Source organism: Ottowia sp., assembly GCF_035444425.1.
Taxonomy (GTDB): Bacteria; Pseudomonadota; Gammaproteobacteria; order Burkholderiales; family Burkholderiaceae_C; genus Ottowia.
Genome location: NZ_DAOMOQ010000002.1, coordinates 21,908 through 47,202, shown reverse-complemented (window position 1 = coordinate 47,202; position 25,295 = coordinate 21,908). Strand labels below are relative to the sequence as shown.

At 68.2% G+C, this 25,295-nt stretch carries 27 protein-coding genes; 15 read left to right on the top strand and 12 right to left on the bottom strand.

All coding sequences use genetic code 11. The annotated features are described in order from the left end of the window. Positions 1 to 5 precede the first annotated feature (5 nt). The 5 genes from pcnB to PK606_RS01220 all read left to right on the top strand — a co-directional run bounded on the left by pcnB (position 6) and on the right by PK606_RS01220 (position 4,443). Positions 6 to 1,634, top strand: a complete 1,629-nt coding sequence (gene pcnB / locus PK606_RS01240) for a polynucleotide adenylyltransferase PcnB (RefSeq protein ID WP_324559725.1) — start codon at positions 6 to 8, stop codon at positions 1,632 to 1,634. Between the two features lie 8 nt (positions 1,635 to 1,642). Further along, complete coding sequence (gene folK / locus PK606_RS01235) at positions 1,643 to 2,149, top strand: 2-amino-4-hydroxy-6-hydroxymethyldihydropteridine diphosphokinase (protein ID WP_324559723.1); 507 nt, start codon at positions 1,643 to 1,645, stop codon at positions 2,147 to 2,149. Positions 2,150 to 2,221: 72 nt separating this feature from the next. Beyond that, positions 2,222 to 2,584: a DMT family protein gene (locus PK606_RS01230; RefSeq protein WP_324559721.1), complete on the top strand. Its 363-nt coding sequence runs from the start codon at positions 2,222 to 2,224 to the stop codon at positions 2,582 to 2,584. 110 nt (positions 2,585 to 2,694) lie between these two features. Then, on the top strand, positions 2,695 to 3,342 hold the full coding sequence (locus tag PK606_RS01225) for a DUF47 domain-containing protein (protein ID WP_324559720.1): 648 nt from the start codon (positions 2,695 to 2,697) through the stop codon (positions 3,340 to 3,342). Between the two features lie 90 nt (positions 3,343 to 3,432). Further along, positions 3,433 to 4,443, top strand: a complete 1,011-nt coding sequence (locus PK606_RS01220; RefSeq protein WP_324559718.1) for an inorganic phosphate transporter — start codon at positions 3,433 to 3,435, stop codon at positions 4,441 to 4,443. 22 nt (positions 4,444 to 4,465) lie between these two features. Here the strand turns inward: PK606_RS01220 and PK606_RS01215 are convergent, their stop codons facing one another. Both PK606_RS01215 and PK606_RS01210 read right to left on the bottom strand, forming a co-directional pair. Then, a complete protein-coding gene (locus tag PK606_RS01215; protein WP_324559716.1) occupies positions 4,466 to 4,921 on the bottom strand; it encodes a TM2 domain-containing protein in 456 nt (151 codons plus the stop codon). Further along, on the bottom strand, positions 4,918 to 5,451 hold the full coding sequence (locus tag PK606_RS01210; RefSeq protein WP_324559943.1) for a GNAT family N-acetyltransferase: 534 nt from the start codon (positions 5,449 to 5,451) through the stop codon (positions 4,918 to 4,920). Before PK606_RS01210 ends, PK606_RS01215 begins: the two co-directional genes overlap by 4 nt. 253 nt (positions 5,452 to 5,704) lie before the next feature. On the opposite strand from PK606_RS01210, the gene rpsP reads away from it, so the two are divergent. Together rpsP and rimM are read left to right on the top strand one after the other, a co-directional pair. After that, a complete protein-coding gene (gene rpsP, locus PK606_RS01205) occupies positions 5,705 to 5,965 on the top strand; it encodes a 30S ribosomal protein S16 (RefSeq protein WP_324559714.1) in 261 nt (86 codons plus the stop codon). A gap of 7 nt (positions 5,966 to 5,972) precedes the next feature. Next, a complete protein-coding gene (gene rimM, locus PK606_RS01200) occupies positions 5,973 to 6,539 on the top strand; it encodes a ribosome maturation factor RimM (RefSeq protein ID WP_324559712.1) in 567 nt (188 codons plus the stop codon). Between the two features lie 161 nt (positions 6,540 to 6,700). On the opposite strand, the gene PK606_RS01195 is transcribed toward rimM, so the two are convergent. From PK606_RS01195 to pyrG, 5 genes are all read right to left on the bottom strand, one after another. Next, the gene (locus PK606_RS01195; protein WP_324559710.1) at positions 6,701 to 6,979 is read right to left on the bottom strand and encodes a septum formation initiator family protein; all 279 of its coding nucleotides are present in this window, start codon (positions 6,977 to 6,979) and stop codon (positions 6,701 to 6,703) included. Between the two features lie 49 nt (positions 6,980 to 7,028). Beyond that, positions 7,029 to 8,315, bottom strand: a complete 1,287-nt coding sequence (gene eno, locus PK606_RS01190) for a phosphopyruvate hydratase (RefSeq protein ID WP_324559708.1) — start codon at positions 8,313 to 8,315, stop codon at positions 7,029 to 7,031. A gap of 98 nt (positions 8,316 to 8,413) precedes the next feature. Then, a complete protein-coding gene (locus PK606_RS01185; RefSeq protein ID WP_324559706.1) occupies positions 8,414 to 8,704 on the bottom strand; it encodes a DUF1330 domain-containing protein in 291 nt (96 codons plus the stop codon). A gap of 55 nt (positions 8,705 to 8,759) precedes the next feature. After that, a complete protein-coding gene (gene kdsA, locus PK606_RS01180; RefSeq protein ID WP_324559704.1) occupies positions 8,760 to 9,632 on the bottom strand; it encodes a 3-deoxy-8-phosphooctulonate synthase in 873 nt (290 codons plus the stop codon). After that, positions 9,629 to 11,314 carry a CTP synthase gene (gene pyrG, locus PK606_RS01175; protein ID WP_324559701.1) on the bottom strand — a complete coding sequence of 562 codons (1,686 nt, stop codon included), beginning with the start codon at positions 11,312 to 11,314 and terminating at the stop codon, positions 9,629 to 9,631. The genes kdsA and pyrG overlap by 4 nt, the downstream gene beginning before the upstream one ends. A 92-nt stretch (positions 11,315 to 11,406) precedes the next feature. Here pyrG and coaBC point away from each other — a divergent pair, with 92 nt between their 5' ends. The 3 genes from coaBC (at position 11,407) to PK606_RS01160 (ending at position 13,737) form a co-directional block, all read left to right on the top strand. Further along, entirely contained in the window at positions 11,407 to 12,648 is a 1,242-nt protein-coding gene (gene coaBC, locus PK606_RS01170; RefSeq protein ID WP_324559699.1) for a bifunctional phosphopantothenoylcysteine decarboxylase/phosphopantothenate--cysteine ligase CoaBC, read from the top strand. Then, positions 12,645 to 13,091 (top strand): dUTP diphosphatase, encoded by a 447-nt coding sequence (gene dut, locus PK606_RS01165; RefSeq protein WP_324559697.1) that lies wholly within the window; start codon positions 12,645 to 12,647, stop codon positions 13,089 to 13,091. The genes coaBC and dut overlap by 4 nt, the downstream gene beginning before the upstream one ends. Positions 13,092 to 13,257: 166 nt before the next feature. Beyond that, on the top strand, positions 13,258 to 13,737 hold the full coding sequence (locus tag PK606_RS01160) for an outer membrane lipoprotein (RefSeq protein WP_324559695.1): 480 nt from the start codon (positions 13,258 to 13,260) through the stop codon (positions 13,735 to 13,737). Positions 13,738 to 13,800: 63 nt separating this feature from the next. Here PK606_RS01160 and PK606_RS01155 read toward each other — a convergent pair whose 3' ends face one another. Further along, entirely contained in the window at positions 13,801 to 14,325 is a 525-nt protein-coding gene (locus PK606_RS01155) for an FKBP-type peptidyl-prolyl cis-trans isomerase (protein WP_324559693.1), read from the bottom strand. A gap of 55 nt (positions 14,326 to 14,380) precedes the next feature. On the opposite strand from PK606_RS01155, the gene PK606_RS01150 reads away from it, so the two are divergent. Both PK606_RS01150 and PK606_RS01145 read left to right on the top strand, forming a co-directional pair. Beyond that, positions 14,381 to 15,550 carry a JmjC domain-containing protein gene (locus PK606_RS01150; protein ID WP_324559691.1) on the top strand — a complete coding sequence of 390 codons (1,170 nt, stop codon included), beginning with the start codon at positions 14,381 to 14,383 and terminating at the stop codon, positions 15,548 to 15,550. Positions 15,551 to 15,754: 204 nt separating this feature from the next. After that, entirely contained in the window at positions 15,755 to 16,147 is a 393-nt protein-coding gene (locus PK606_RS01145) for a hypothetical protein (protein WP_324559689.1), read from the top strand. Positions 16,148 to 16,254: 107 nt separating this feature from the next. On the opposite strand, the gene PK606_RS01140 is transcribed toward PK606_RS01145, so the two are convergent. The 4 genes from PK606_RS01140 to PK606_RS01125 all read right to left on the bottom strand — a co-directional run bounded on the left by PK606_RS01140 (position 16,255) and on the right by PK606_RS01125 (position 19,754). Further along, positions 16,255 to 17,031 (bottom strand): MBL fold metallo-hydrolase, encoded by a 777-nt coding sequence (locus tag PK606_RS01140; protein WP_324559687.1) that lies wholly within the window; start codon positions 17,029 to 17,031, stop codon positions 16,255 to 16,257. Positions 17,032 to 17,038: 7 nt separating this feature from the next. Beyond that, on the bottom strand, positions 17,039 to 18,166 hold the full coding sequence (gene bamC / locus PK606_RS01135; RefSeq protein ID WP_502920766.1) for an NlpB/DapX family lipoprotein: 1,128 nt from the start codon (positions 18,164 to 18,166) through the stop codon (positions 17,039 to 17,041). 57 nt (positions 18,167 to 18,223) lie between these two features. Further along, on the bottom strand, positions 18,224 to 19,108 hold the full coding sequence (gene dapA / locus PK606_RS01130; RefSeq protein ID WP_324559685.1) for a 4-hydroxy-tetrahydrodipicolinate synthase: 885 nt from the start codon (positions 19,106 to 19,108) through the stop codon (positions 18,224 to 18,226). An 82-nt stretch (positions 19,109 to 19,190) separates the two neighbouring features. After that, on the bottom strand, positions 19,191 to 19,754 hold the full coding sequence (locus tag PK606_RS01125; RefSeq protein WP_324559683.1) for a class I SAM-dependent methyltransferase: 564 nt from the start codon (positions 19,752 to 19,754) through the stop codon (positions 19,191 to 19,193). Between the two features lie 88 nt (positions 19,755 to 19,842). On the opposite strand from PK606_RS01125, the gene PK606_RS01120 reads away from it, so the two are divergent. From PK606_RS01120 to parC, 3 genes are read left to right on the top strand one after another with little or no spacing between them, the layout of a single operon-like run. Beyond that, positions 19,843 to 21,849: a DNA topoisomerase IV subunit B gene (locus PK606_RS01120; RefSeq protein ID WP_502920765.1), complete on the top strand. Its 2,007-nt coding sequence runs from the start codon at positions 19,843 to 19,845 to the stop codon at positions 21,847 to 21,849. A 9-nt stretch (positions 21,850 to 21,858) separates the two neighbouring features. Beyond that, entirely contained in the window at positions 21,859 to 22,887 is a 1,029-nt protein-coding gene (locus PK606_RS01115) for a lytic transglycosylase domain-containing protein (protein WP_324559679.1), read from the top strand. A gap of 25 nt (positions 22,888 to 22,912) precedes the next feature. Next, entirely contained in the window at positions 22,913 to 25,294 is a 2,382-nt protein-coding gene (gene parC / locus PK606_RS01110; protein WP_324559677.1) for a DNA topoisomerase IV subunit A, read from the top strand. The last annotated feature ends 1 nt before the right edge of the window (position 25,295 follow it).

Here is a 25,295-nt window from a genome sequence, read left to right as displayed (position 1 = left end):
AAGACATGATCAAGCAATTCATCGGCAAGCTCATCGACAAGGCGATGCCCCACAACGGCCGCAAGCGCTTCGGCAAGCGCGCCGAGGTCGGCCCCGACGGCCACGGCATCAACCCGGCGCTGGTCGACGAGCGCGCCGCGGGCGTGGTGCGCACGCTCAAGGAGGCCGGCTACGAGGCCTACATCGTCGGCGGCGCGGTGCGCGATCTGCTGCTGGGGCTCAAGCCGAAGGATTTCGACGTCGCCACCAACGCCACGCCGGAGCAGGTCAAGCAGCTGTTCCGGCGCGCCTTCATCATCGGCCGGCGCTTCCGCATCGTGCACGTGGTGTTCGGGCGCGGACGCGATCACGAGGTGGTGGAGGTGTCCACCTTCCGCGCCTACGTCGACAACGCCACCGCCGATGCGCTGATCCAGGGCAACGAGCGCACCGCCAAGGGCCAGCTGGCCGGCATGAAGCACGCCGTGGACGCCAGCGGCCGGGTGCTGCGCGACAACATCTGGGGTTCGCAGGAGGAAGATGCCGCGCGGCGCGACTTCAGCGTCAATGCCATGTACTACGACCCCGACACGCGGGTGGTGGTCGACTACCACCACGGCATCCAGGACGCGCAGAAGAAGCTGCTGCGCATGATCGGCGACGCCGCCATGCGCTACCGCGAAGACCCGGTGCGCATCATCCGCGCAGTGCGCTTCGGCGCCAAGCTGTCCAGCCTGGGCTTCAAGCTCGAGCCCAAGACCGCGCGCCCGCTGGTGGAGGCCAGGTCGCTGCTGAACGAGGTACCGCAAAGCCGCCTGTTCGACGAGATGATCAAGCTGCTGCAGACCGGCCACGCCGTCGCCAGCGTCGAGCAGCTGCGCAAGCTGGGCCTGGCGCAGGGCATCTACCCGCTGCTGGACGTGGTGGTCGAGCGCGCCGACCAGTCCTTCGTCAAGGCGGCGCTGCTGGACACCGACCGCCGCGTCAGCGAGGGCAAGCCGGTGGCGCCCTCGTTCCTGCTCGCTTGCGTGCTGTGGCAGGACGTGCGCGATGGCTGGCAGGCGCGGCTGGCGCGCAAGGAGCATCCGTTCCCGGCGCTGCAGGGTGCGATCGACGAGGTTTTCGACGCCCGCATCGGCGACGTCTCGGGCCGCGGCAAGCTGGGCGCCGACATGCGCGAGATCTGGATGATGCAGCCGCGCTTCGAGCGGCGCAGCGGCAACACGCCGTTCACGCTGGCCGAGCAGCCGCGCTTTCGCGCCGGTTTCGATTTCCTGCGCCTGCGCGCCGATGTCGGCGAGATCGAGGAGGAGCTGGCCGACTGGTGGCAGGCCTTCAGCCTGGCCGACGAGGGCGTGCGCGAAAGCCTGGTGCGCGAACTGCGCGTCGAGCAGCAGCGCAGCCGCAAGCAGCCGCCGCGCGTGGCGCGTGCACCCAAGCCGGCCGAGGCGGATGCCGGAGCGCCAGCCACGGCCGCTCCGGCGACCGGTGCCGCCGACGACCCGGACGCGACGCCAGCGCCGGCCAAGAAGCGCCGCCGGCGTCGCCGCAAGCCATCGGGTGGTGGCAATGCCGGCGGCGGGGCGAGCAGTGGCCATGGCGACGGCGCCGCCGCCGCACCAGCGCCAGCACCGGAATCGGGCCAGGGCGACTGAGCCGGCGCGTGGCCGCAGCGCGCGAACCCGTCACCGCCTACGTGGCGCTGGGCGCCAACCTGGGCGACGCGGCAGCCGCGCTGCGGCAAGCCATGGAGACCATGCATCGCTGGGACGGCACCCGCGTCACCGCGCGCTCCAGCCTGTACCGCACGGCGCCGGTCGATGCCGGCGGGCCCGATTACGTCAACGCCGTGGCGCAGCTGGCCACCGAGTTGCCGGCGCCTGAGCTGTTGCGCGCGCTGCAGGACCTCGAGCTGGCGGCCGGCCGCGAACGCCCCTACCGCCACGCGCCGCGCACGCTGGACCTGGACCTGCTGCTGTACGGCGACGCCCGCATCGACAGCCCGCGCCTGACGGTGCCGCACCCGCGCATGGCCGAGCGCGCCTTCGTGCTGGTGCCGCTGGCCGAGATCGCGCCGGACCGCGTATCCGCTGCGGCGCTGGGCGCGGTGGCGGGGCAGGCGATTGCCCGGCTGGATGAACCGGCCGCGCTGTCAGCCGTGCGGCGCTGAGCGCGTTGTTACCATCAGGCCGAGTCACCCTTCGCTCGACCGATCACCCCTGCGCCGCGCGCGCCCACCGCCATGCAATCCCTTGCTTCGCTGCCAATCGCCTGGCAGACCGTGCTGCTGTTGACGCTCAGCAACGTCTTCATGACCTTCGCCTGGTACGGCCACCTGAAGAACCTGTCGGCCGCGCCCTGGTACGTGGCGGCGCTGATCAGCTGGGGCATCGCGCTGTTCGAGTACCTGCTGCAGGTGCCGGCCAACCGCATCGGCCACCAGCAGTTCAGCGTCGGTCAGCTGAAGATCATGCAGGAGGTGATCACGCTGGCGGTGTTCGTGCCGTTTGCGTTGCTCTACCTGAAGGAGCCGCTCAAGCTCGACTACCTGTGGGCCGCCCTGTGCATGGTGGGTGCGGTTTATTTCATGTTTCGCGGTGCCTGAGGCGACACGCGCCGTGTCGCAACCCCGGGTCAGTGGTTACACTTGCGCGAGCGTCATGAAACAGTCATATTTCTGACGTTCGAAAACCACCGGAGCCGGAGTTCGACTTCATGCTGTTCAGCAAGCTGTTGCCCAAGGAGGGCAATTTTTTTGAGTTGTTCAACCAGCACGCCGACCGCATCGTTGAGGCGGCGCAGGCGTTCGAGCAACTGGTCGACAACTACGCCGATCCGCAGTTGCGCGTCAAGTACAACCAGGAGGTGGACAAGGCCGAACGTGCCGCCGACCGGGTGACGGCGGAAGTCAACCGCCTGGTGCACACCACCTTCATCACGCCGATCGACCGCGAGCAGATCCACAGCCTGATCAGCCTGATGGACGACGTCGCCGACCTGCTGCAGGACTCGGCCGAGACCATGGCGCTGTACGACATCCACCACATGACCGAGGAGATCAAGCGCCTGTCCGATCTGGCGGTGAAATGCTGCCAGCGCGTGCAGGCGGCGGTGCGCCTGCTCGGCAAGATCGCCGAGCAGCCGGTGGCCGAGGCGACGCTGAAGACCTGCGAGGAGATCGACCAGCTCGAATCCGACGCCGACCGCGTCATGCGCAGCGCCATGAGCCGGCTGTTCCGCGAGGAGGAGGACGTGCGCGAGGTGATCAAGCTGAAGGCGATCTACGAGTTGCTGGAGACCGTGACCGACAAGTGCGAGGCGGTGGCCAACCAGATCGAAGGCATCGTGCTCGAGAACTCATGACCCCGATGATCGGGTTGCGCTTCGCCGACGGCGCCCCCGGCGTCGCGACGGCGGTGGCGTTTCGTCACTGACAAGCCAACAACAAACCACATGGAAACCGCCCAAGCCGCCCTCTGGGTCGTGATGCTGCTGGTGCTGCTCGCGATCGCGTTCGACTTCATGAACGGCTTTCACGATGCCGCCAACTCGATCGCCACCGTGGTCTCGACCGGGGTGCTGCGGCCGATGCAGGCGGTGATGTTCGCCGCCTTCTTCAACTTCATCGCGGTGTTCGTGTTCCACCTCAGCGTGGCGGCCACGGTGGGCAAGGGCATCATCGAACCCGGCGTGGTCGATACGCACGTGGTGTTCGGCGCGCTGATCGGTGCCATCACCTGGAACCTGATCACCTGGTACTACGGCATTCCCAGCAGTTCCTCGCACGCGCTGATCGGCGGCATCGTCGGCGCGGCGGTGGCCAAGGCGGGCACCAGCGTGCTGGTCGCCGCCGGCATCCTGAAGACGGTGGCCTTCATCTTCGTCTCGCCGCTGCTGGGCTACCTGCTGGGCTCGCTGATGATGGTGGCGGTGGCCTGGATCTTCCGCCGCACGCGGCCGGGCCGGGTCGACAAGTGGTTCCGGCGCCTGCAGCTGGTCTCGGCCGGCGCCTACAGCCTGGGCCACGGCGGCAACGACGCGCAGAAGACCATCGGCATCATCTGGATGCTGCTGATCGCCACCGGCTACACGGCCGCCGGCGACAGCGCGCCGCCGATGTGGGTGATCGTCAGCTGCTATGTGGCGATCGCCGTCGGCACCATGTTCGGCGGCTGGCGCATCGTCAAGACCATGGGCCAGCGCATCACCAAGCTGAAGCCGGTGGGCGGCTTCTGCGCCGAGACCGGCGGTGCGCTGACGCTGTTCGTCGCCACCGGGCTGGGCATTCCGGTGTCGACCACGCACACCATCACGGGTGCCATCGTCGGCGTCGGCTCGACGCAGCGCGCCTCCGCGGTGCGCTGGGGCGTTGCCGGCAACATCGTCTGGGCCTGGATCCTGACCATTCCCGCCAGCGCCTTTGTCGCCGCGGTGGCGTACGGCGTCAGCCTGCTGCTGTTCTGATTGCCACCGGCGGCGGCCGGCGTCACTGCGAGATCTTGCGCGCTTCCTCGATCTGGTACTCGAAGTAGCGCTGGAAGCTGAACACCATCGACGCGACCAGCACCGCGCCGCCGACCAGCAGCGCAATGGCGACGCCCAGCACCGTGACCCAGCTGGTCTGGCCGGGTGCGGCCTCGGCGTCGAGCGACGGGTTGAAGCGCGCGTTCCATTTCTCCGGCGTCATCAGGCCGTAGATGATGGCGTTCAGCGCGCAGGCGGCGATGGTGAAGCCCAGCAGCGGGATCAGGACCCAGCTCCAGTGGTCGTCCTGGCCGAACTGCTGCACGCGCTCGATGCCGTACAGGCCCAGCGCGGTCGGAATCGGTAGCAGCCAGCCCAGCAGGTCGCCGAAGCCCTTGAGGTAGAAGCGGTGCAGGCCGAGCGGGCCGCCGAGGAAGGTGAGCCAGGTGGCCATGGTCTTGTTCCTGGCGCGCTTCATGCCGTGGCCTCCCTGGGTGCGCTGCCGCTGCCGGCACCGAGCGCTTTCTCCATCAGCACGATATCGAGCCAGCGGCCGAACTTCCAGCCGCAGGCGGCGATGGTGCCGACCGGTGCGAAGCCGAGCGCGCGGTGCAGCGCGATCGAACCGGTATTGGCCGAATCGCCGATGACCGCGATCAGCTTGCGCACGCCGGTGCCTTCGGCCTGGTGCGCCAGTTCCGCCAGCAGCACGCGGCCCAGGCCACGCCGCTGCGCCGCCGGATGCAGGTAGACCAAATCCTCGGCCGAGAAACGGTAGGCGGCGCGGGGCTTGAACCAGTTGCAGTAGGCGAAGCCGAGCACGCCGCCGGCGTCCTCGGCTACCAGCCAGGGCAGCCGGCGAGCCAGCACCTCGCCGCGCCGTGCGGCCATGTCGGCGGCCGAAGGCGGTTCGGTCTCGAATGTGCCGGTGCCATGCAGCACATGGTGGGCGTAGATGGCGGTGATGGCGGGGACGTCGTCCGCGCGGCTGGGGCGAATCAGGGTCATGAAGCGGCGCGCGGCTTCGTGGGCCACGCAAACAGCGGAAAAACAACAGCGGCGTGACGGAACATCGGCGCCACCTGGCGCGCCGACCAGCCATCCGGACAGCCGACAGCTATAATCATAGGCTTTTCGATGTGTCGCTGGCCGGGTGGCCATGTCGCGTGTCTCAACATCGGAAGAACCCGGCGCCCGCGTATTCGTGTTCTTGACCGGTCTGCGCGGCACCGAGCCACCACCCACGGGATTTCACCACACCATGATCGTCATTCGTCTCGCCCGCGGCGGCGCCAAGGCACGCCCCTTCTTCAACATCGTCGTCGCCGACAAGCGCGTGCGCCGCGACGGCCGCTTCATCGAGCGCATCGGTTTCTACAACCCGAGCGCCACCGATGGCGAAGAAGGCCTGCGCATCGCCCAGGACCGCCTGAACCACTGGATCGGCGTCGGCGCCCAGCCCTCGCCCACGGTGCAGCGTCTGGTCAAGCAGGCCGCCAAGGCGGCACCCGCCGCAGCCTGATCAATCCATGCTCCCGGGCCTGGAGCCGGCCGAGCTGCCGGCGGACGCGGTCGAGGTCGGCCGCATCCTGGACGCCTGGGGCATCAAGGGCTGGTTCAAGATCCAGCCCTACAGCGCCTCGCCCGAGGCGCTTTTTTCTTCCAGGCGCTGGTATCTGGCGCCGCCCGAGCGCGGCGCCAAGGCGGCGTTCGAGAGCCCGGTGTGCCTCAGGATCAGGCAGGCACGCGCGCACGCCGATGCGCTGGTGGCGAGCGCACACGACATCGACGACCGCGATGCCGCCGCCAGCCTGAAGGGCGCGCGCATCTTCATTCCGCGTTCGTCCTTCCCGACCCTGGCCGAGGGTGAATACTACTGGGTCGACTTGATCGGCCTGGCGGTGGTCAACCGCGAGGGCGTGGCGCTAGGCCAGGTGAGCGACCTGATGTCGACCGGTCCGCAGCAGGTGCTGGTGATCGGCTATCAGGCGGACGGCAAGCCGCAGGAGCGCCTGATCCCCTTTGTCGACGCCTACGTCGACGAGGTCGACCTGGAAGGCAGGCAGATCACCGTCGACTGGCAGCCTGACTACTGAAAAGAACAAGTCGGCGCAGAGTAAATAGCCGGATCCGATGGCCGCAGAGCAGGCCATTCCAGCGAACGCCGCGGACGGACCTGTGCCGGCCGCTGGCGTTGTCCCCCTTCCCGAACAGAGAAGGCGGAAGCGGCGTCAGCCGCTCAGGGGGATGCGCCTCATTACCTAGGATTCACCTGCACGAAGATCTCGTTCGGCCTGACCATGCCGAGTTCCATACGCGCCTTCTCCTCGACCATGCCGAGCCCGGCGCGCAGATCTTCCACCTCCGAGGCCAGCTGGTCGTTGACCAGCCGGGCCTTGGCGTTGGCGGCGTGCTGCGCCTCCACCTTGCGCTCCAGGGCCGTCACGTTGGGCAGGCTGCCGCGGCCGAACCACATCTGTGCCTGGATCACCACCAGCAGGATGACCAGCACGAACGGGACGATGCGGTTGACCATGTCTGGCGCGATGGAGCTTTGGTGGAACTGCTATGAGTTTAGTAGAAACTCAGCGCAGGTTGTAGAACGCCGTGCGACCCGGGTACTCGGCCATGTCGCCCAGGTCTTCCTCGATGCGCAGCAGCTGGTTGTACTTGGCCATGCGGTCGGAACGGCTGAGCGAGCCGGTCTTGATCTGCCCGGCGTTGGTGCCGACGGCGATGTCGGCGATGGTCGAGTCCTCGGTCTCGCCCGAACGGTGGCTGATGACGGCGGTGTAGCCGGCGCGCTTGGCCATCTCGATGGCCTGGAAGGTCTCGGTCAGCGTGCCGATCTGGTTGATCTTGATCAGGATCGAGTTGCCGATGCCCTTGTCGATGCCTTCCTTCAGGATCTTGGTGTTGGTGACGAACAGGTCATCACCCACCAGTTGCACCTTGTCGCCGAGCTTTTCGGTCAGCAGCTTCCAACCGTCCCAGTCGCCCTCGGCCATGCCGTCCTCGATGCTGATGATGGGGTACTTGTCGACCCAGGTGGCCAGCATGTCGACCCACTGCTCGGCCGAGAGGCGCACGCCGCCTTCGCCTTCGAGCACATACTCGCCGTCCTTGTGGAACTCGCTCGACGCACAATCCAGGCCCAGCACGATGTCCTGGCCGGCGGTGTAGCCGGCATCCTGGATCGCCTGCAGGATCAGCTGGATGGCGGCCTCGTGGTTCTCGACGTTGGGCGCGAAGCCGCCTTCGTCACCGACGGCCACGCTCATCCCCTTGTCATGGATGATCTTCTTCAGCGCGTGGAACACCTCGGTGCCCTGACGCAGTGCCTCGCGGAACGACGGCGCACCGATCGGGATGATCATGAACTCCTGCAGATCCAGGTTGTTGTTGGCGTGCGCGCCGCCGTTGATGACGTTCATCATCGGCACCGGCAGCTGGCAGCCGTTCATACCGCCGAAGTAGCGGTACAGCGGCAGGCCGGATTCCTCGGCAGCCGCGCGTGCTACCGCCATCGATACCGCCAGCATGGCGTTGGCGCCCAGGCGTGACTTGTTGTCGGTGCCGTCGAGGTCGATCAGGGTCTTGTCGAGGAAGGCCTGCTCGCTGGCGTCCAGGCCCAGCACGGCCTCGGAAATCTCGGTGTTGATGTGCTCGACCGCCTTCAGCACGCCCTTGCCGAGGTAGCGCTTCTTGTCGCCGTCGCGCAGCTCGATCGCTTCGCGCGAGCCGGTCGAGGCGCCGCTCGGAACGGCGGCGCGGCCCATCACGCCGGACTCCAGCAGCACGTCGCACTCGACGGTGGGGTTGCCGCGGCTGTCCAGTATTTCGCGGCCGACGATGTCAACGATGGCACTCATGGGGTCTGTTCTCCTCTTGATCGGTGATGAATGGGGTTTGGCAGCGGTCGCGCGTCAAACTGTAGCTGCACACACTTATCCGGCTCATAAGCCTGGGCTCATGTGCCCTTGGCCAGCACGATACGCATGTGGGCGGCGCCTTCGCGTGCCTGCCTGGCCAGTGCGTACTCGGGCGAGTTCCAGAATGCCCGTGCCGCGTCCATGCTGGGGAATTTCAGTATCACGACGCGGCGCGGATTCCAGTCACCCTCCAGCACCTCGATCTCCTCGCCACGCACGCAGACTTCGGCCTGGTGCGCCTGCATGGCAGCGGTCGACAGCTTGCGGTACTCGGCGTATTGCTCGGGATCGGTGATGTCGGCGTCGGCGATCAGGTAGGCGCTGGGCATGGGTGAGCGATTGATGGGGTTGCGTGAAACAGGTCGAGCGCAGCGGATGGCGGAATCAAGGGTGCTGGATGCGCTGTTCCAGCCAGCCTTGGGCGGCGGCGGAGCGCTTGGCGACGCGGTCGATTTCCAGCAGGGTTTCCAGCAGCTCGGGCATGTGCTGCAGCGGTACCGCGTTGGGCCCGTCGCTCAGCGCCCGCGCCGGATCGGGATGGGTTTCCATGAACAGGCCGGCCACGCCGACGGCGACGGCGGCGCGCGCCAGCACCGGCACCATCTCGCGCTGGCCGCCGCTGCTGGTGCCCTGCCCGCCCGGCAGCTGCACCGAGTGGGTGGCGTCGAACACCACTGGCGCGCCGGTCTCGCGCATGATCGCCAGGCTGCGCATGTCGCTGACCAGGTTGTTGTAGCCGAAGCTGGCGCCGCGCTCGCAGGCCATGAAGTGATCGGTCGGCAGGCCCTTCTCGGCTGCCGCGGCGCGCGCCTTGTCGATCACGTTCTTCATGTCGTGGGGGCTGAGAAACTGGCCCTTCTTGATGTTGACCGGCTTGCCCGATTGCGCCACGGCGCGGATGAAGTCGGTCTGCCGGCACAGGAAGGCAGGGGTCTGCAGCACGTCGACCACCTGCGCCACGGCTGGGATCTCGGCCTCGGTGTGGACGTCGGTCAGCACCGGCACGCCGATCTCCCGCTTCACCTTGGCCAGGATCTGCAGGCCTTGGTCCATGCCGGGACCGCGAAAGCTGGCGCCCGACGAGCGGTTGGCCTTGTCGTAGCTGCTCTTGAAGATGAACGGGATGCCGAGGCCGGCCGTGATTTCTTTCAGCCGGCCGGCCACGTCCAGCTGCAAGGCCTCGGATTCGACCACGCAAGGTCCAGCAATGAGAAAGAACGGTTGATCCAGCCCGACCTCGAACCCGCACAGCCTCATTTGACTGCCTTCAGGATCTTGGCGCCGTCTGTGCCGGCACGCGCGGCCTGGTGCGCCAGCGCGGCCTTGATGAAGTCGTTGAACAGCGGGTGCCCGTCCCAGGGCGTGCTCTTGAATTCGGGGTGGAACTGCACGCCGAGGTACCAGGGGTGCACGCTCGGCGGCAGCTCGACGATCTCGGTCAGGTGCTCGCGCTGCGTCAGGGCGGAAATCACGAGCCCGGCCTCGCGCAGGCGCTCGAGGTAGTTGACGTTGGCCTCGTAGCGATGCCGATGGCGCTCGGTCACCACGTCGCCGTAGATCGCGTGCGCAAGCGTGCCGGGCAAAACGTCGGAGCTCTGCGCGCCCAAGCGCATGGTGCCGCCCAGTTCGGACTGCTCGTCGCGCTGCTGGATGTTGCCGTCGGCGTCCTTCCATTCGGTGATCAGCGCGATCACCGGGTGCGCGCAGTCGCGGTCGAACTCGGTGCTGTTGGCGCCTTCCAGGCCAGCCACGTGGCGTGCGTACTCGATCGTCGCCACCTGCATGCCCATGCAGATGCCCAGGTAGGGCACCTTCTGCTCGCGTGCGTAGCGTGCGGCGGTGATCTTGCCTTCCACTCCGCGCGAACCGAAGCCGCCCGGCACCAGGATGGCGTCGTACTTGGCCAGTTGCGCTGCCGAGGCCGGCGCGATGGTTTCCGAGTCGATGTGCTCGATCACCACGCGCGTGTGGTTGTGGATGCCGGCGTGGCGCAGCGCCTCGTTGACCGACTTGTAGCTGTCCGACAGGTCGACGTACTTGCCGACCATGGCGATCGTCACCTCGTGCTGCGGGTTGTCGACTTCCTGCACCAGCGCATCCCAGCGCTTCAGGTTGGCCGGCGGCGTGTTCAGGCGCAGCTTGTCGCAGATCAGCCCGTCCAGGCCCTGCTCGTGCAGCAGGCGCGGCACCTTGTAGATGCTGTCGACGTCGGGCATGCTGATCACGCCCCAGGGCTGCACATTGGTGAACAGGCTGATCTTCTCGCGCTCCTCCTGCGGAATGGTGCGGTCGGCGCGGCACAGCAGGGCATCAGGCTGGATGCCGATCTCGCGCAGCTTCTGCACCGTGTGCTGGGTCGGCTTGGTCTTGAGCTCGCCGGCGGCGGCGATCCAGGGCAGGTAGGTCAGGTGCACGAAGGCGCTCTGATTGGCACCCAGCTTCAGGCTGAGCTGGCGCACCGCCTCCAGGAAGGGCAGCGACTCGATATCGCCCACCGTGCCGCCGACCTCGACGATCGCCACGTCGACTGCGCTGGCACTGCCGACACCGGCGCCACGCCGGATGAAGTCCTGGATCTCGTTGGTGACGTGCGGGATCACCTGCACCGTCTTGCCGAGGTAGTCGCCGCGGCGCTCCTTCTCGAGCACGCTCTTGTAGATCTGGCCGGTGGTGAAGTTGTTGGCCCGCTTCATGCGGGTGGTGATGAAGCGCTCGTAGTGGCCGAGGTCGAGGTCGGTTTCGGCGCCGTCGTCGGTGACGAACACCTCGCCGTGCTGGAACGGGCTCATGGTGCCCGGGTCGACGTTCAGGTACGGATCCAGCTTGACCAGGGTGACTTTGAGGCCGCGCGATTCCAGGATCGCAGCCAGCGAGGCCGAGGCGATTCCCTTGCCCAGGGAAGACACCACACCGCCGGTGACGAAGACGAATTTGGTCATGTCAGGGACGAAGGTGCATGCCTTCGCTCGGTGGGAAATGCCGATTATAGGAGCCCGGGTCCGATGTGCCCGCCATTTGCTACATTGCCGGCATGAATGCCAACCAGTTCGCCGGCGAGCTTGCCGGCCGCCATGTCGTGCTCGGCCTGTCGGGCGGCGCCGCCTGCTTCAAGGCGGCGGAATTCTGCCGGCTGCTGGTCAAGTCCGGCGCCACGGTGCAGGTGGTGATGACCGAGGCCGCCTGCCAGTTCATCACGCCGGTGGCGATGCAGGCGCTGTCGGGGCGGCCGGTCTACGTGTCGCAGTGGGACGCGCGGCCGGACAACAACATGGCCCACATCAACCTGAGCCGCGAGGCCGACGCCATCGTGGTGGCGCCGGCCAGCGCCGACTTCATCGCCCAGTTGGCGCAGGGCCGGGCTGGCGAGTTGCTGGCGCTGCTGTGCCTGGCGCGCCCGATCGCCCGCGTGCCGTTGCTGCTGGGCCCGGCCATGAACCGCGAGATGTGGGCGCATCCCGCCACGCAGCGCAACCTGCAGCAGGTGATCAACGACGGCGCCCACCTGCTGGGCGTGGCGCACGGCGACCAGGCCTGCGGCGAGTTCGGCGACGGGCGCATGCTGGAGGCGGGCGAACTGGTCGAGGAGCTGATCGCCTTCCTGGCGCCCAAGCCGCTGCTGGGCCAGCGCGTGGTGATCACCGCCGGGCCGACCTTTGAGGCCATCGACCCGGTGCGCGGCATCACCAACCATTCCAGCGGCAAGATGGGCTTTGCCGTCGCCCGCGCCGCGCGCGAGGCCGGCGCCGAGGTCACCCTGGTGGCCGGCCCGGTGCATCTGCCGACGCCGCGCGGCGTGCTGCGCATCGACGTGCAGTCGGCGCGCGACATGCACGCGGCGGCGATCGCTCAGGTCGAGGACGCCGATATCTTCGTCGCCACCGCGGCGGTGGCCGACTGGCGGCCGGCCAGCGCGGCCGAGCAGAAGATCAAGAAGGACGGTTCGGGCGAGGTACCGCAGCTGGCCTTCGTCGAGAACCCGGACATCCTGGCCGAGATCGCGCATTCGCCGCGCGCCCAGGCCGGCGACCTGTTCTGCGTCGGCTTCGCTGCCGAGAGCGAGAACCTGAAGGCCAACGCGCAGGCCAAGCGCGTGCGCAAGGGCGTGCCGCTGTTGGTCGCCAATATCGGTCCGGCCACCTTCGGCAGGGACGACAACGCCTTGCTGCTGGTCGACGACGAAGGCGTGATGGAGTTGCCGCAGGCCAGCAAGCGCGTGCTGGCGCAGCAGCTGGTGGCCGAGATCGCGCGCCGCGTGTCGGGCCTGGACGCATGAAGCTCGACGTCAAGGTCCTCGATGAACGTCTGCGCGCCCAGATGCCGGCCTACGCCACGCCGGGCAGCGCGGGGTTGGATCTGCGCGCCTGCCTCGATGCGCCGCTCACGCTCGCACCCAACGCCTGGCAGCTGGTGCCGACCGGCATGGCGATCCACCTGGCCGATCCCGGCTACGCGGCGCTGATCCTGCCGCGCTCGGGCCTGGGTCACAAGCACGGCATCGTGCTGGGCAACCTGGTCGGCCTGATCGACAGCGATTACCAGGGCCAGTTGATGGTCAGCGCCTGGAACCGCAGCGACCAGGCCTTCACCATCGAGCCGATGGAGCGCATCGCCCAGCTGGTGATCGTGCCGGTGGTGCAGGCCAGCTTCAATCTGGTCGACGAGTTTCCGGCCAGCGTGCGCGGTGACGGTGGTTACGGATCGACCGGGCGCGGCTGACCGCTGGGGGATGCGTAGGCTGGCTCCGACAGGCGCGGCGGCCGCCGGCTTACAGCCTGAAGCGTTCATGTGGGCTGTCTTTACCTCGCGCCTGTCGGTTCAATCGGGGTCTGAGGCGTTAAATGCTCAAGGTGCCGGCTCGAGGCGCCGTCTTAGGAGAATCAATATGCGAACCCCCCAACGTCTGCTTTCTTCGCTTGCCGTCGCCGCGGCCACGGTGGCCCTGGCCGCCTGTGCGGTGCCGGGTCAGCAACCGGTCGGCAGCACCTACCCGACCAGCTACCCCACCACGTACCCGACCAATCCGGCGTACGCCAACTACGGCCGCGTCACCAACGTGGAGTATGTGCGCGGTGGTCAATCGCAAGGCATTGCCGGCGCGGTGGTCGGCGGCGCGGTCGGTGGCCTGGCGGGCAGCCAGATCGGTGGCGGCACCGGCCGCACCGCGGCGACGGTGGCGGGCGTGGTCGGCGGCGCGCTGATCGGCCGGGCGCTAGAGCAGAACATGAACCGCAACCAGGTTGACCACTACCGCGTCACGGTGCAGTTCGACAACGGCAGCGTGCGCAGCTTCGACTACGCGCAGGCGCCCAATGTGCAGATCGGCGACCGCGTGCGTGCCGACGGCGACCAGCTGTACCGCTGATACTCCGCGTTGCCCAACAGAAACGGCGTCCGAGGGCGCCGTTCTTGTTTCTTGGATGTGGCCTCAGTGCACTTGGTCGCTGCCCGGCGCCACGGGTTGCAGCCGGAAGAAGCCGGTGCCGGCACTGCCGCGACCGACCTCGTCCACCTCGGCCTCGCGCACCCGCACCACCTTCAGCTGCAGGCGCAGCGCGATGCCGGCCAGCGGGTGGTTGGCGTCCAGCACCACGTGCTCGGGATAGATCTCGGTGATCGTCAGCACCAGATCCGGCGCGACGCCTTCCACGGCACCCGCGGGCAGCGAGGCGGCCTCGATCAGCATGCCTTCTTCCAGATGCTCGGGCAGTGCCTGACGAGGCGCCAGGAACACCAGCTGCTCGTCGAAGTCGCCGAAGGCGTCCTCGGGCTCCAGGTTGAGGTGCAGCACGGCGCCGGCCTCGTGACCCTGCAGGGCCCGCTCGATCGCCGGCAGCAGATCGTCGCCGCCGACCAGGAACTCGACCGGTTCATCCAGCTCATCGAGCGTGTCGCCCAGGCTGTCCTTGAGTGTCCAGGTCAGTGCGACCACGCAGGGTGAGCTGATTTCCATGCGGCGATTGTCGCATCGCAAGGGCGCTGCCCTGGCGCTCCCGTATGCTCGCGCCATGGATATCGACCAGCCCCTGCAACTGCTGGCCGGGTTGAGCCCGGCCCAATTCATGCGGCGCCACTGGCAGAAGAAGCCGCTGCTGGTGCGTCAGGCTCTTCCCCACTTCGAACCGCTGCTGTCGCGCTCGGCGCTGTTCGCGTTGGCCAGCGGGGAAGACGTGGAGTCGCGCCTGGTCAGCAGCGGGCCGGGCGGCTGGCGGCTGCGCCACGGCCCGTTCGAGCGCCGCGCGCTGCCGCCGCTGGCACAGCCGGAATGGACGCTGCTGGTGCAGGGCGTGGACCTGCACCACGCCCGCGTGCATGCGCTGATGCAGCAGTTCCGCTTCGTGCCCGATGCGCGGCTGGACGACGTGATGATCAGCTACGCCAGCGACGGCGGCGGCGTCGGCCCGCACTTCGACAGCTACGACGTGTTCCTGCTGCAGGCGCAGGGCCGGCGCCGCTGGCGTATCGGGCGGCAGAAGAACCTGGCGCTGGTGGAGGGCCTGCCGCTGAAGATCCTGGCCGACTTCGAGCCGGAGCAGGAAGTCGTGTTGGAACCCGGCGACATGCTGTACCTGCCGCTGCGCTGGGCGCACGATGGCGTGGCCGTCGGCGAGTGCATGACCTACTCGATCGGTTTTCGCCAACCGGCGCGCGGCGAACTGACGCAGGAACTGCTGCAGCGCCTGGCCGATGAGGCGCCCGAGATGCTGGGCGATCTCGCCTACCGCGACCCGAAGCAGCCCGCGGTCGACCACCCGGGACGCATTCCCGGCGCCATGTTCGAGTTCGCGCGGGACGGGCTCGAGCGCATGCTGCGGGATCCAGACCTGCTGGCGCTGCTGCTCGGTGAGGCCCTGACCGAACCCAAGCCGAATGTCTGGTTCGAGCGGGCTGACGCGGTGCGCGGCGACACACCCGACGATGGCGTCGGCGTGGTGCTGGATCGTCGTACCCGCATGATGTACGACGGTCTGCACGTGTTCATCAACGGCGAGGGCTACCGCGCCAGCGGCCGTGATGCGCGCCTGATGCAGCGCCTGGCCGACACGCGCCGGCTGTCTGCGACGGAGCTCGGTCGCCTGGGCTCCGACGCGCGCGCGCTGCTGGGCCAGTGGCGGCAGGCCGGCTGGCTGCGCGATGAACCCGTGGTGTTGCCCGAACCCAACGAACGGGGCGCCTGAACCCACACTGCCGGTCCGGCCTGTGACATAGTGCGCCGTTGTGGCGCCGATGCATCAGGGTTTGTTGGGATTGCAGGGCCCGCCGCTATAATTTTCCGTTGAGCGGAAAGAGTTCGAGTGCTTTCTCTCAGTCGGGAGCACCATCGCATGGGCTCCCGATGCTTTCCGGAAACACGCTCTATTTCTCCCACAAGGATCACTGAAATGAACAAGACGCATTTGCTTGCTGCCCTGATTGCCGCCGCCGCCCTGACCGCCTGCGGCAAGAAGGAAGAGCCGGCACCCGCGCCGGCCCCGGCGCCTGCCGCCGAGGCGGCCGCCTCCGCTGCCGACAGCGCCGCATCGGCCGCCGATAGCGCCGCTGCCGCCGCCGCCAACGCTGCCGCCGCTGCTGGCGCCGCCACGACGGCTGCCGGCCAGGCTGCTGCCGATGCCGGTACCGCGGTGAAGGAAGCCGCCACCGAGGCCGCCTCTGCCGCCGGTGCCGCCGTGGGCGCAGCCGCCGACTCGGCCGCTGCGGCCGCCGCCGACGCTGCCGCCACCGCCGCCGCTGCCGCCGCCAGCGCTGCGGGTGCTGCCGCCGACGCGACCAAGTGATTCGGCACCCGGTCGTCCTGGCGATGCCAGGGTCGGCCGGATGAGCAGGCCACCTTCGGGTGGCTTTTTTTGTGCCCGGGCTGCGGCCGGCGACGGCCGGGCCAGGTTCAGACCGTCAGCCAGTCGATGCCGGCTCGGCTGGTCAGCAGGATGTCGTCGATGCCGCACGCCAGCGCGCCGGCCAGCGCGGCGCGCGCCAGGGCCGGCCGGTTGTTGCGTTCGCTCAGGTGGGCGCCAACCACGGTGCGCAATGCGCCGTGGTGCAGGGCCGCCAGCGCCGCGGCAGCCTGCACGTTGCTCAGATGACCGTGCGAGCCGGCGACGCGGCGCTTCAGGAAGGGTGGGTAGCTCGAGCCCGCCAGCAGCTCGCTGTCGTGGTTGCTTTCCAGCATCAGCGCGTGCGCGCCGGCCAGGTTTTCGAGCGCATGCGGGGTCACATGGCCGGCATCGGTAAGGATGCCGAGCACGCGGTCGCCGTCGCTGCAGCGCAGCTGCAGCGGTTCACGCGCATCGTGCGGAACCGTGAACGGGGTGATCTGCAGGCCACGGATTTCCAGCGTCTGCCCATCGCTGGCCAGGTGCAGCGTGAGCGGTGGCAGGGCGGTGAGCGACAGCGCCGCCAGCGTCCCGGCGCTCAGGCACAAAGGGATGCCGAAGCGCGCCGCGACCTTGACGGCGCAGCCGACGTGGTCGCCGTGCTCATGGGTGATGAAGATGCCGTCCAGCTCGGACGGCGATACGCCGGCGCGCGCTAGCCGCTCATCGAGCTGGCGACCGCCCAGGCCGCAGTCGATCAGCACGCGCGTGTGGTGTAGGCCGTCGAAGGCCTCGACCAGGGTGGCGTTGCCCGAGCTGCCGCTGGCCAGGCTGCGAAACCGCAGCATGGCGGCTTTAGCGCAACTCGTCGGCCAGCACCTGGACGATGCGCTGCGCGTCGGCGGCAGGCGCCGCGCCGCCGCGGCCATCCGTCACGGTGACGATGCTGCCCTGGCCCTCGCCGCGCACCGCGATCTGGTACTGGCTGGTCGGCAGCTGCTGGCTGCCGCGTCCGAACAGCTTGCCGAAGAAGCCCGGCTCCCTTTTCTCGAGCGTCGGATCGACGTAGCGGACGAAGTAGACACCCTTGCTGCGGTCGCGGTCCTCGACGGTGAAGCCGGTGCGGTCGAGCGCCAGGCCGACGCGGCGCCAGGCGCGGTCGAAATCGTCGCCCAACTGCACCGCCGGCACGCCGCCGGGCAGCGCAACGGCACGGGCCTGGGCCGCGGCCGGCTGGCTGCCACCCGCGGCGGCCGCCAGCATGGCCTTGGACTGCTCTTGCGAGACGCCGAGCGCCACCATCAGGCGGCGCAGGAACTCGGCCTCCAGATCCGGGTCGCGTGCGCGCGGCTGCCACATCGTGCTGTCACGGCGCGCCGATGAGTACACCTCCTCCATGCCGCGGTGGGTGATGAAGATGTCGGTGCCGCCGGCGGCATTGCGCTCCAGCCGGGTGCGGAACTTGTCGCGTTCGCCGGTGGAATACAGCGAATCGAAGATCTTGCCGAGCGTGTTGCGGATGAAGTCCTGCGGGATCTTGGCGCGGTTCTCGGCCCAGTCGGTTTCCATCAACCCCATGTTGGCCTGGTCGACCGCCATCAGGAAGCCGTTCTCGATCCAGAAATCACGCACCGGGCCCCACAGCTTGTCGGCCGGGCGGTCCACGCGCAGCCAGCGCTCGCCGGCCTCGCGCATGAAGTGCACGTCCGCGATGGTGTTGACGGCCGTCGGTGCGCCGGCCGCCACGGTGGCGGCCTGCCCGGCCTGGTAGCCGCTCGCGGTGACGCTGCCGCCGGTGACGGCGTAGCGCGACTGGCCGGGCAGTTGCGTCAGGTCGGGCGGCACTTCCAGCGACACACCGCGGCCGGAGCTCTTGTAGTCGATCTTGTCGGGCTCGAGCACCGAACAGCCGGCCAGTGCCAGCAGCGCGGCGGCGCCGAGCAGGGTCATGCGAAAGCTTGGGATCGACTTCACCTTGGTCATTCCTTCAGAAACGGGTCGGACGGGCACGGCGCCTGGCCATGCCGGCGGCATGGACGCTCACAGCAGGCCGCTGTCACGCAAGGCCTGCTCCACCACCGGCTCGTTGGCCTTGGCCAGCGGCGTCATCGGCAGGCGCAGGGTGCCGCCGCACAGACCCAGGCGGGCCATGGCCCACTTGACCGGGATCGGGTTGGCTTCGACGAACAGCTGCTTGTGCACCGGCATCAGCTTGAACTGGATCTGCATCGCGGTGTCGCGGTCGCCGGCGACGGCGGCCGCGCACAACTCGTGCATCAGGCGCGGCGCGATGTTGGCGGTGACGCTGATGTTGCCCTGGCCGCCGCACAGCATCAGGGCCACGGCGGTGCCGTCGTCGCCGGAGTAGATGGCAAAGTCCTTCGGCACTTCGCGGATCAGCCACTGCGCGCGTTCGATGTTGGCGGTGGCTTCCTTGATGCCGACGATGCCGGGCACCCGCGCCAGGCGCAGCACGGTGTCGTGCTGCATGTCGGCGACGGTGCGGCCGGGTACGTTGTACAGCACCATGGGCAGGTTGGGCACCGCCTCGGCGATGGCCTTGAAGTGCTGGTACAGGCCTTCCTGCGCGGGCTTGTTGTAGTAGGGCACCACCTGCAGCTGCAGGTCGGCGCCGACCTTGCTGGCGTAGCGCGCCAGCTCGATCGCCTCGGCGGTCGAGTTGGCGCCGCAGCCGGCCATGACCGGCACGCGCTTGGCGGCCTGCTCGACGGCGACGCGGATGATTTCCTGATGCTCCTCGACGTCCACCGTGGGGGACTCGCCGGTGGTGCCGACCACGCAGATGCAGTCCGTGCCCTCGGCGATGTGCCAGTCGATCAGTTTGCGCAGCGTGGGGTAGTCGACGCTGCCGTCTTCCAGCATGGGGGTGGCGAGGGCGACGATGCTGCCGGTAATCGGTGTCATGACTTCCGTGGTGAGAAACGGTAAACACTCATTTTAGTGTGCCGACCCGGCCCTGGCGAGGCGGCAACCGTGCTTGGAGCCGTCACAGCGGATAACGTTCCGGAGCGGTTGGCGCCGACGACCCGAGGCGCACCGCGGCGATGCGCTGCACGAAGCGTTCGGGCTGCGCCAGGTATCCGTCCTCGAAGGCCACCACGCGCCACTCGGGGCCGGTGCACACGGTCAGCAGTTCGCCGGTGCGCAGTAGGAAGTCGGGTCGCGCGGGCCGGCCGACGGTCTCGTTGCCGGCGGCGAAGGTCTCGTAGATCAGCACGCCGCCCTCGGCCACGCTGGCCAGGACGGCGGGCAGCAGCGGCCGCCACAGGTAGTTGGTGACGACGACGACGCCGAAGCGTCGACCGGCCAGTGGCCAGGGCCCGTTCTCGATGTCGGCCTCGATCACTTCGCCCCAGGCGCGTGCGGCGGCCAGCGCCTGCGGATCTCGGTCGACGCCGGTGACGACAAAGCCGCGCTGGCTGAACCAGCGCATGTGCCGGCCCCGGCCGCAGGCGACATCGAGCACGCTGGCGCCGGGGGGCACCAGCGGTGTCCAGCGCCAGACCCAGGGCGAGGGTTGCGGGGGCTGGTCTTCCGTGGCTGTGCGCATGGCGCGCATCATAGGGGCGGCGTGTGAATGGCTTGGTGGCGCTTGCCGGGTCGGCGAGGGTTGGCCTGTGATTTCATCCAGCTTTCGGATGGGGGAAAGCCTAAAATCAAGGGTTATGGCAACGAAATCCACCATGGCCGACAGCGGCTATTCCGAGCGTTCGATCCGGGTGCTCAAAGGCTTGGAGCCGGTCAAGCAGCGGCCCGGCATGTACACGCGCACCGACAACCCGCTGCACGTGATCCAGGAAGTGATCGACAACTCGGCCGACGAGGCGCTGGCCGGCTTCGGCAGGAAGATCCGGATCACCCTGCATGCCGACGCCTCGGTCAGCGTCGAGGACGATGGCCGCGGTATTCCCTACGGCCTGCACCCCGACGAGAAGGCGCCGGTGCTGGAACTGGTGTTTTCGCGCCTGCACACCGGCGGCAAGTTCGATAAGGGGCACGGCGGCGCCTACAACTTCTCGGGTGGCCTGCATGGCGTCGGCGTGTCGGTGACCAACGCGCTCGGCAAGCGCATGGAAGTGGCCAGCCACCGCGAAGGCATGGTCGCCACCATCGCCTTCGAGGGCGGCGACGTGGTGCAGAAGCTGCATCTGCGCAAGCAGGTGCAGGGTGATCGCCGGCAAGGCACGACGGTGCGGGTCTGGCCGGATCCGAAGTACTTCGAATCGACGCAGCTGCCCATGGGCGAGCTGGTGCACCTGCTGCGCAGCAAGGCGGTGCTGATGCCCGGCGTCACGGTGCAGCTGATCGACGAGAAGAAGAAGGACACGCAGAGCTGGCAGTACAAGGGCGGCCTGCGCGACTACCTAGAGCAGACGCTGCCGGCCGATGCCGTGATCCCGCTGTTCGAGGGCGCGGGCTACGCTGGCGCGGATTCCGACAGCTTCGCCGAGGGCGAGGGCGCCGAGTGGGCGGTGGCCTTCACCGAGGAAGGCCATCCGGTGCGCGAGAGCTACGTCAACCTGATCCCGACCACCGCCGGAGGCACGCACGACAGCGGCCTGCGTGATGGCCTGTTCCAGGCCGTCAAGAGCTTCATCGAGTTGCACGCGCTGCTGCCGAAGGGCGTCAAGCTGATGCCCGAGGACGTGTTCGCGCGCGCCAGCTACGTGCTGTCGGCCAAGGTGCTGGACCCGCAGTTCCAAGGCCAGATCAAGGAGCGGCTGAATTCGCGCGACGCCGTGCGCTTGGTGTCGCACTTCGTGCGCCCGGCGCTGGAGTTGTGGCTCAACGCCAACGTCGACTACGGCAAGCGGCTGGCCGAGTTGGCCATCAAGGCGGCGCAGACGCGCCAGCGCGCCGGCCAGAAGGTGGAAAAGCGCAAGGGCACCGGCGTGGCCGTGCTGCCCGGCAAGCTCACCGATTGCGAGAGCCGCGACATCGCCGACAACGAGGTGTTCCTGGTCGAGGGTGATTCGGCCGGCGGCAGCGCCAAGATGGGGCGCGACAAGGAAACCCAGGCCGTGCTGCCGCTGCGCGGCAAGGTGCTCAACACCTGGGAAGTCGAGCGCGACCGCCTGTTCGCCAACACCGAGATCCACGACATCTCGGTCGCCATCGGCGTCGATCCGCACGGTCCGAACGATGCGGCCGACCTGTCAAACCTGCGCTACGGCAAGATCTGCATCCTGTCGGATGCCGACGTCGACGGCTCGCACATCCAGGTGCTGCTGCTGACCCTGTTCTTCCGCCATTTCCCGCGCCTGATCGAGGCCGGCCATGTGTACGTGGCGCGCCCGCCGCTGTTCCGGGTCGACGCGCCGGCGCGCGGCAAGAAGCCGGCCGCCAAAATGTACGCACTGGACGAAGGGGAATTGACCGTCATTCTGGACAAGCTGCGCAAGGACGGCGTTTCTGAAGGAAAATGGACTATTTCGCGCTTCAAGGGTCTGGGTGAGATGAGCGCGGAACAATTGTGGGAAACGACGCTCAATCCCGACACCCGCCGCCTGTTGCCCGTGCAGTTGGGGCCGTTCGATTTCTCGCAGACGGCGGCGGAGATGACCAAGCTCATGGGCAGGGGCGAAGCCGCAGCGCGACGCGAGCTCATGGAACTGCACGGCGATGCCGTGGAAATCGACGTTTGACCTGTCTACATGTCTGCTGCATCCGTATTCAAGGGACTTTCCGCGCGCCTGCGCTGGCCGGCACTGGCACTGGCGCTGGCCTTGCCGCACCTGCCGGCGCAGGCCGACCTGTGGGCCTACGTCGATGCGCAGGGCATCACGCATTTCGCCGCCACCCAGGTGGATGAGCGCTACACGCTGTACTACAAGGGCGCCGACGTCGCCCGGCTCAACCTGGCCGGCGATGCCGCCGCGCTGGCGCCGGTCGCGAAAGACGAACGCCTGGGCCTGAAGGCCAGCGGCAAGAGCGGCGAGCCGGCCTTCGTGGTGCCCAAGCAGTTTGCCAACATCGACAGGTCCAAGGGCTACCAGGCGGTGCAAAAGCACATGCGCGCGGCCGCCAAGACCCACCAGGTCGATTACGAGCTGCTCAAGGCGGTGATCGCGGCCGAATCGGGCTTCAACCCCGAGGCCGTGTCGCCCAAGGGCGCGGTCGGCCTGATGCAGCTGATGCCACCCACGGCCGAGCAGTACGGCGTGGTGGCCGACAAGGAAGGCCGCAAGGACCGCAAGGGCAACCCGCTGCCGGTGCGCTCGGTCGAGGAGAAGCTGACCGACCCGCAGACCAACATCCATGCCGGCGCGCGCTACCTGGCCTACCTGATCAAGCTGTTCAAGGGCGAGCTGGAGCTTGCGGTGGCCGCCTACAACGCCGGCGAGGGCGCCGTGCAGCGCGCCGGCAACAAGATCCCGAGATACAAGGAAACCCAGGGTTATGTGAAGACCGTGATGGGCCTGTACAGCGTGTTCAAGCCCGAGCAGGCCGTGGTCGCCGATGCCCGTGCCATGGCGGCCCAGCCGATCGCCAAGGCTGTGGGCCGCGTAGGCGGGCGCGTGCGGGTCGAATTGCCGAGTGCCGGCAAGACGCTGGAGGCCGCTGCGCCGAGTTCCGCCGGCCCGGTGGCCGATGCGGCTGCCGGCGTGCTGACGCCGGTGCTGTTCACCGTGCCCCGGCTGGGTGCGGACGTGCGCATTGACGGCACCGCGAGCGGCGGCTGATTGCCATTCTTCTTGTTTTTCTTCCATGACTGATCAAGCGGTCCTCGACCTGACCGGGGACGGTGGCGGGTCGGACGACGACCTGGCGCTGGCCACCTACGCCCAGCGGGCCTACCTCGAATACGCGCTCTCGGTGGTCAAGGGGCGCGCCCTGCCCGACGTCGCCGACGGCCAGAAACCGGTGCAGCGCCGCATCCTCTACGCCATGGAGCGCATGGGCCTGGGCTGGAGCGGGCCCGCCGGCAACACGCCGGCCAAGCCCGTCAAGTCGGCGCGCGTGGTGGGCGACGTGCTGGGGCGCTTCCACCCGCACGGCGACAGCGCCGCCTACGACGCGCTGGTGCGCATGGCGCAGGACTTCAGCCAGCGCTACCCGCTGATCGACGGCCAGGGAAACTTCGGCAGCCGTGACGGCGACGGCGCCGCCGCCATGCGCTACACCGAGGCGCGGCTGGCGCGCATCACCCGCCTGCTGCTGGACGAGATCGATGAAGGCACGGTCGACTTCACGCCGAACTACGACGGCTCCACGGAGGAGCCGCGCCAGTTGCCGGCGCGCCTGCCGTTCGCGCTGCTGAACGGGGCCAGCGGCATCGCGGTCGGTCTGGCGACCGAGATTCCCAGCCACAACCTGCGCGAGGTGGCCGACGCCTGCGTGGTGCTGCTCAAGTCGCCCCGGCTGGGTGACGACGAGCTGTTCGCGCTGCTGCCCGGCCCCGACTACCCCGGCGGCGGCCAGATCATCAGCCCGGCCGAAGACATCCATGACGCCTACCGCAGCGGACGTGGCAGCCTGAAGGTGCGCGCGCGCTGGAAGATCGAGGATCTGGCGCGCGGCCAGTGGCAGCTGGTGGTGACCGAGCTGCCGCCCGGAACCTCGTCGCAGAAGGTGCTCGAGCAGATCGAGGAGCTGACCAACCCCAAGGTCAGGGCCGGCAAGAAGACCATTACCCAGGAGCAGGGCCAGCTCAAGGCCACCGTGCTGGCGGTGCTGGACGAGGTGCGCGACGAGTCCAGCAAGGACGCGCCGGTGCGCCTGGTGTTCGAGCCCAAGAGCCGCAGCATCGGGCAGGACGAGCTGATCAACACCTTGCTCGCGCACACCAGCCTGGAAACCTCGGCGCCGATCAACCTGACCAGCGTCGGCCTCGACGGCCGGCCGGTGCAGAAGTCGCTGCGGCAGATGCTGGTGGAATGGATCGAGTTCCGGCAGCAGACCATCACGCGCCGCAGCCAGCACCGGCTGCAAAAGGTGCTGGACCGCATCCACATCCTCGAAGGCCGGCAGCTGGTGCTGCTGAACATCGACGAGGTGATCGCCATCATCCGGGGCAGCGACGAGCCCAAGGCGGCGCTGATCGCGCGCTTCAATCTGTCGGAGCGGCAGGCCGACGACATCCTCGACATCCGCCTGCGCCAGCTGGCGCGGCTGGAGGCGATTCGGATCGAGCAGGAACTGAAGGAGCTGCGCGAGCAGCAGGGCAGTCTGGAAGACATCCTGGGCAGCCCGGCCACGCTGCGGCGCCTGATGATCAAGGAAATCGAGGCCGACGCGAAACAGTTCGCCGATGAACGCCGCACGCTGATCCAGGCCGAGAAGAAGGCCGTGGCCGAAGTCAAGGTGGTGGATGAGCCGGTCACCGTGGTGGTGAGCGAGAAGGGTTGGGTGCGTGCGCGCCATGGCCACGGCCACGACGCCGCCGGCTTCGCCTTCAAGGCCGGTGACGGCCTGTACGGCACCTTTGAATGTCGCACGGTCGATCAACTACTGGTGTTCGGCAGCAACGGCCGCGTGTACTCGGTCGCGGTGGCCAACCTGCCTGGTGCACGCGGCGATGGCCAGCCGATCACCACCCTGATCGAGCTGGAAGCCGGCACCCAGCCGCTGCACTATTTCGCCGGTCCGGAGCAGGCGAGCCTGCTGTTGTCGGGCTCGGGTGGTTATGGTTTCCTGGCGCGCGTTGAGCACATGCTTTCGCGCCAGCGCGGCGGCAAGGCCTTCATCAGCGTCGGCAAGGGCGAGCAGGTCTGCCGGCCGTCGCTGGTGGCCACGGGGCAGGATGCGCCGTCCGCCGCTTCAGCCGATGCTGCGGCGGTCGCGCCCGCCACGCACGTCGCCTGCGCGTCCACCGGCGGCCGTATCCTGACCTTCGAGATCGGCGAGTTGAAGCTGATGGAAAAAGGCGGCCGCGGCCTGACCCTGATCGATCTCGACGCCAAGGACACGCTGGCCGGTGCAGCGGCCTATACCCGCAGCGTGCGCATTTCCGGTATCGGTCGCGGCGGCAGGGCGCGCGAGGAGCAGCTCGAGATCCGCAGCCTGAACAATGCCCGCGCCGCGCGTGCGCGCAAGGGCCGGGTGGCCGACCTGGGCTTCAAGCCCACCGGCATCGTGCGGGTGGAGTAGG